This window comes from Liquorilactobacillus mali KCTC 3596 = DSM 20444, from assembly GCF_000260415.1.
Classification (GTDB): Bacteria; Bacillota; Bacilli; order Lactobacillales; family Lactobacillaceae; genus Liquorilactobacillus; species Liquorilactobacillus mali.
In genome coordinates, this window is sequence record NZ_BACP01000019.1 from 1 (window position 1) to 5,151 (window position 5,151).

Annotated in this window: 5 protein-coding genes; 3 read left to right on the forward strand and 2 right to left on the reverse strand. The window is 31.2% G+C overall.

All coding sequences use genetic code 11. The features are described 5' to 3' along the window. Positions 1–368 precede the first annotated feature (368 nt). The 3 genes from GSM_RS02715 to GSM_RS02735 all read left to right on the forward strand — a co-directional run bounded on the left by GSM_RS02715 (position 369) and on the right by GSM_RS02735 (position 3,555). Positions 369–860, forward strand: a complete 492-nt coding sequence (locus GSM_RS02715) for a GNAT family N-acetyltransferase (RefSeq protein ID WP_003690697.1) — start codon at positions 369–371, stop codon at positions 858–860. Positions 861–1,760: 900 nt separating this feature from the next. Next, on the forward strand, positions 1,761–2,231 hold the full coding sequence (locus tag GSM_RS02725; RefSeq protein WP_003690701.1) for a nucleoside 2-deoxyribosyltransferase: 471 nt from the start codon (positions 1,761–1,763) through the stop codon (positions 2,229–2,231). A 370-nt stretch (positions 2,232–2,601) separates the two neighbouring features. Then, the gene (locus GSM_RS02735; protein WP_235720332.1) at positions 2,602–3,555 is read left to right on the forward strand and encodes a N(5)-(carboxyethyl)ornithine synthase; all 954 of its coding nucleotides are present in this window, start codon (positions 2,602–2,604) and stop codon (positions 3,553–3,555) included. Between the two features lie 308 nt (positions 3,556–3,863). Here the strand turns inward: GSM_RS02735 and GSM_RS02740 are convergent, their stop codons facing one another. Together GSM_RS02740 and GSM_RS02745 are read right to left on the reverse strand one after the other, a co-directional pair. Beyond that, positions 3,864–4,247, reverse strand: coding sequence for a hypothetical protein (locus GSM_RS02740; protein WP_003690705.1), 384 nt, complete (start codon positions 4,245–4,247; stop codon positions 3,864–3,866). A 204-nt stretch (positions 4,248–4,451) separates the two neighbouring features. Continuing rightward, a complete protein-coding gene (locus GSM_RS02745) occupies positions 4,452–4,742 on the reverse strand; it encodes a hypothetical protein (protein WP_003690706.1) in 291 nt (96 codons plus the stop codon). Between the last annotated feature and the right edge of the window lie 409 nt (positions 4,743–5,151).

Here is a 5,151-nt window from a genome sequence, read left to right on the forward strand (position 1 = left end):
AATGATTAAGCTGTGTCAGAAAAATAATCAAAGCAGTCACCAATATTACCAGAGAAATTTAAAATAATTATAATTTTCGAAAACTTATGTTTCACGATATAAATATCGCTAGGACCATCTTTTTTGAAATATTTTGGTAGTTCTTATTAGCCAATGCATTACTACTTTAGTCAATTAAACGTATAGAAACCAGACGTTTTATTTTTACAGTATCACAATACGTCTTTTTAGACATCAATATTTTTTTGGAAACTTGCTATTGCCAAACTTTTTATTTAAGATGGAATATGTGTGTAGTTAGTCGCAGGTACATAATTAATCAAGAAATTATTAAAATTAACGAGTATATAAATTAAAGGAGAACAACAATGAATGTTACTTTAAAGAAAGTTTTGCAAGAACAAGAAAAGACGTTGCAAAATCTATTCCAATTATACGAATATGAGTTTAGTGCATATGTTCCATCTCTTCAAGTTAACTCGGATGGATTATTTAAATTAGCCAATCTCATAGATTATTGGAAGGGTAGTTATTACCATGCATTTTTTATTTTGGCAGATGATAAAATAGCGGGTTTTGCACTTGTAAGAGAGGCTAATAACGATCAACCTAATTTTATCGAACAATTTTTTGTATTACATTATTTTTCGGGCAAAGGTATTGGCAAAAAAGCTGCAAAGGCTATTTTTGATTTATTTCCGGGAAAATGGCAAGTGCTACAAATTAAAAACAATTACCCAGCTCAAGCATTTTGGCGCAATGTGATCACAGAATACACTAATAATAATTTTGAAGAGCGATATGATAAGAAAGATGATCGTAGTTCAATCCAAGAATTTTTAAGTATGAAGACTGAATAGATAATTTTTACTGCGTTCAGGATGACTTGCTGCAAAAATAATGTTCCTAATAAAGTACTACAATTAATGTATAGACGGATGAAGGGATGATAATTGTGGCAAGATTTGACAAAATTTACAAACTCTCTTTTTATTTTTTTATAACTGTCTATGTTTTGGAACTTCTTTTAGCTGGTGATCTATATTTTAGTAAAAATAGTTCTTGAAGGATCTAATTTTTTACACTAAGAAACTGCTACTCAATTGAGTAACAGTTTATAAGCAAGACTATTTTATTGAAAGAAGATCTGTCTTTTACCCAATTCTATTTCGTCTCTTCAATATCTTAAGTAGATCGGTAGATTCGAGACTTTCGAAGTACTCTCCGTTTTTACGGCAATTATTAAGCCTAATTTTTTCAGTTCGATAATCTTTAATTTTCATGTAGGAAGTATATAGTTTGATACCATCAACAATTTTAAAAATGCACCAGCACTCAAACCTGCCATGGATTTTTATATCTTCATCTAGCAATTCTATTAAGTAATTACGATCATGAGCCAAAATATTCCCACTTTTGCCAATTAAATGCACAGAAATCAGACCTTTCACCCTTATGATATCACAATGTAGAAAAAATGAATCATTTTTTAGAATGGCTAATAATTAATGCTTGTTTTACAAGTGATTTGCAATATATTTTGCCAGCAATACTAGTTCCTTAATACAAGACCCTTTGATATTGTTATGTCTATTTTTCGATTTTTCATCCAGAAACGTTGATATAGTAGTGTTTCTTTTTTTATTTGTTCAGTATTTTTTTTGAAAGTCTTTAATTTATAGACTATGCAGATACAGTTTAATTTGGTAAATTGGAAATAGTCTTAAAAAAATGTACAATTTTATAGAGGAGAATAGATAATGGCAAAGACAGTATATTTTGGAGCAGGGTGGTTTACTTCTGCACAAAAGAAATCTTATGATATTGCACTGGAGTCCTTAAAGGTTAATCCAAGTGTAGACGTGGAGCATTCATATGTTCCACTGGAGCATCAATATAAAAATATTCGCGTTGATGAACATCCTGAATATCTTCATGATAAGGAATGGGCCATCGCAACATTTAATGGGGATATTGTAGGAATAAAAAGTTCCGATGTCGTATTATTTACATATCTCCCACTTCAAGAAGACATTGGTTGCGGGGTCGAGTTAGGATATGCAAAGGCTATTAATAAATTCATTGTGGTTGCAGTTCCAGATGAAGAATGGGGTAAACCCATTAATCTTATGACATTTGGCACGGCTGATATATTTATTAAGCTAAGCGAATTAAAGGACTATGATTTTACAAAACCTTCATTTAATTATTATGAAGGGGCAGTCTATTAAGAAATAGTAGAATAGGGGAGAATACAATTTTATTTTTGCTACTGCCTCAAATGCAATATATAATTTAGGCGGCCTTGTCTCCTTCTAGGAGGCGAGGCTGTTTTTGTGTATGAAATAAATAACTTCTAATTGATAGGATAGTCTTTGTGAATATAGTCACTAGGTTTATAAAATAGTTAGAAAAATTAACTGTTATTTTTGAAACCCAAGTATGTGTTTTAGAGGTTACAAGTGTGAGTGCAACTTATTATTCAGGAAGTGTGTTAAGCTGACTTATAGAGGTGAACAAAATGAAATCATCAATAAAGTTCGAAAGCACAAAGTATATTTTGGCTGAAAAATTGCCAGATAATACGGTGAGTGCAAAGAAATGGGTGAGAAAATTATGATTATTAAATCTGTTGGCTTCCCTCTAAGTACAAAGGAAAATGAGAAAAGGATAGTTCTGATTCCAAGAGATATAAGAAAAATGAAATATCCTCAGGAATTATATTTTGAAAAGGGTTATGGATACAATTTTGGTATCTCTGACGATGAATATCGTAATTTAGGTTGTCACATTGCTTCACGAGACGATATTTTGAAGCAAGCGATAGTCTGTGGTGTAAAAATTGGCGAGGAAAAGTATATCCAAAATTTATCAAGTGGTCAAACAATCTTTGGTTGGATTCATGCAATGCAAGATAATGATGTAACTAAAAATATTTTGAAGCTAAATCTGCGAATATTTGCATGGGAAAAGATGTTTGATCAAGGGCGCCATGTGTTTTGGAAAAACAATATTTTGGCTGGAGAAGCAGCTGTCATTCATGCTTTTCAATGTTATGGAAGACTTCCGCGTGAAACTAAAGTTGCGGTAATTGGAAGAGGAAATACTGCAAGAGGAGCTTTAAGGGCACTTGATTCATTAAATGCTGAAGCAGTACAGTACAATAGAAGAACAGTGAATATTTTAAAATCTAATTTAGCTGATTTCGATGTAATCGTTAATTGTGTTTTGTGGGATAGCGATGAACAAGACCATATAATCTATAAGACGGATTTGAAACGAATGAAAAAGGGCGCACTCATTATTGATGTAAGTTGTGATAGAAATGGGGCAATAGAAACAAGTGTCCCAACTACTATAGAGCACCCAACGTATAAAGTTGATGGTATCTTACATTATGTGGTGGATCATACACCATCCATCTTTTTTAAAACATTTACTTTAGATAATTCGGAAGTTATATTCCCATATATCGAGCAGTTGATGACAGGAAATATTGGAAACGTTTTAAAAGGCGCTTTGATTAAGTCAAATGATAAAGTGACTGATAAATAAGTGTCTATCCATATATTGGAATTACTCAATTCTGTAATAATAATTTGAATTGGTTTTTGGGCAATTTTTGTGAGAGCTCATTTAACCTATTTAACCTATAGTGAACACAAGTGGAGCTACCCACTCAAAAGTTAAATTTTGAGCTAGCTCCCTTATTAATTCCATATAAAAGTGTTCCATAAACTAAAATTCTTCGTCTAGCTTTGAATTTTATCGACTTATTTCACACTCTCACTTTTTACAAAGCAACTCTATAATATCTGGTTTGATGTGAAGCAATAATAAAAATATCTGGCAGCAATAACTAATTAGAAAGTTGCCTTTTCAAATAAATTTAAATTTCTCTCAACATTGGTAATTCCAAGTTTTTTCTTATTATTTTTGGAATCAATAAAATTCCCCTCTAAATAATAAAACTTGTTTTGCTGTATGCCATTGAATGTTAAAGTAATTATTTTTGCTGAATTATGGTAACAATATGTGAGAACGATCCCCTTTAAAGATAAGGAAACAGATTGGTTTGAGCGATAAGCAGTCAAGGTATGCTCCGCTCCTTCATAACTAGCGTAATAGTCGTTAACAATTTTACAAAAATACTTAAAAATTTTATTCAATATAAACTTAGAAGTAGCTTCAGTCACATTAGTGGTACTCTCTTGATTTACAAAAACCAAGAATTCTTTTTCATTCATATTTAGCCTCTTTTTAGTCAATTATACCATTAACTGAGAAGCAGGAGCTTAAGGTTATTTTCCGCCATACAGATAATACTGAAAATTCCAATTGTACTGTCCCAAGACTACAGTAGTCCTATCCAATGGATTAAAGCAAAGAAGTGATGTTTATAAGGAGGTAAGGGTAAGGATTAAAAACTGTACACAAAGAAAACTTTTTAATTACTCTAATTCTTCAAACGTATTTATACGTTCAGTAATCCTGGCTGCTAATTCATCTAATTTTTTGTCCCAAGATTTAGCATCTTCTGTATCAATGTGATTGTAGGCATCATTTATAGCCTCAAGCATTTCACCTGTTTTAACGACCTGAATATCTATATATCGTTCATAGTAGTTATCATGACCAAAATCAGCATCGTCAGTTAATTGATATTCATACTTGTCACTCACTAAACTAATTTTATCGATTTTATTTATTAACTGCTTTTTGACATATTCCTTCTTGATCAATTTATTCACCTCATTTATATAAAAACATGGCTATTGATTACTGCTAGTATCGCTAGTTTTGATAATCTTTGGATAACAGCTAAAGACATGCAAAAATTAAATTCGTCCTTTTCCGTTCGTACAGCCTAGAAATTCTTTCTGGCCTCAGTTTAGCATTAATTAATTATTGAATCATGGAATATGATTTGTACAGAATAGGTAACGACTAATAGTTTTTAAGGATGAAAGAATTAAAATAGTTTATGTTTTAGGAGGACACATATCTTCTTTTAAGACTGGTTCGTTTTTCATCCCCAGAAATTAAATTATTCATAATTTAATTTTGTTTTTCAAATTTACTAAGCAAACTTTCAAGTCAATTCTGTTATCTATTACGTACAAATTTGAAAATAACAAATGGTAGCAGCAT

What these genes read in the sequence shown, in the direction of transcription:
- GSM_RS02715 (WP_003690697.1), top strand. Translation starts at nt 369, where the DNA reads ATGAATGTTACTTTAAAGAAAGTTTTGCAAGAACAAGAAAAGACGTTG.
- GSM_RS02725 (WP_003690701.1), top strand. Translation starts at nt 1,761, where the DNA reads ATGGCAAAGACAGTATATTTTGGAGCAGGGTGGTTTACTTCTGCACAA.
- GSM_RS02735 (WP_235720332.1), top strand. Translation starts at nt 2,602, where the DNA reads ATGGGTGAGAAAATTATGATTATTAAATCTGTTGGCTTCCCTCTAAGT.
- GSM_RS02740 (WP_003690705.1), bottom strand. Translation starts at nt 4,247, where the DNA reads ATGAATGAAAAAGAATTCTTGGTTTTTGTAAATCAAGAGAGTACCACT.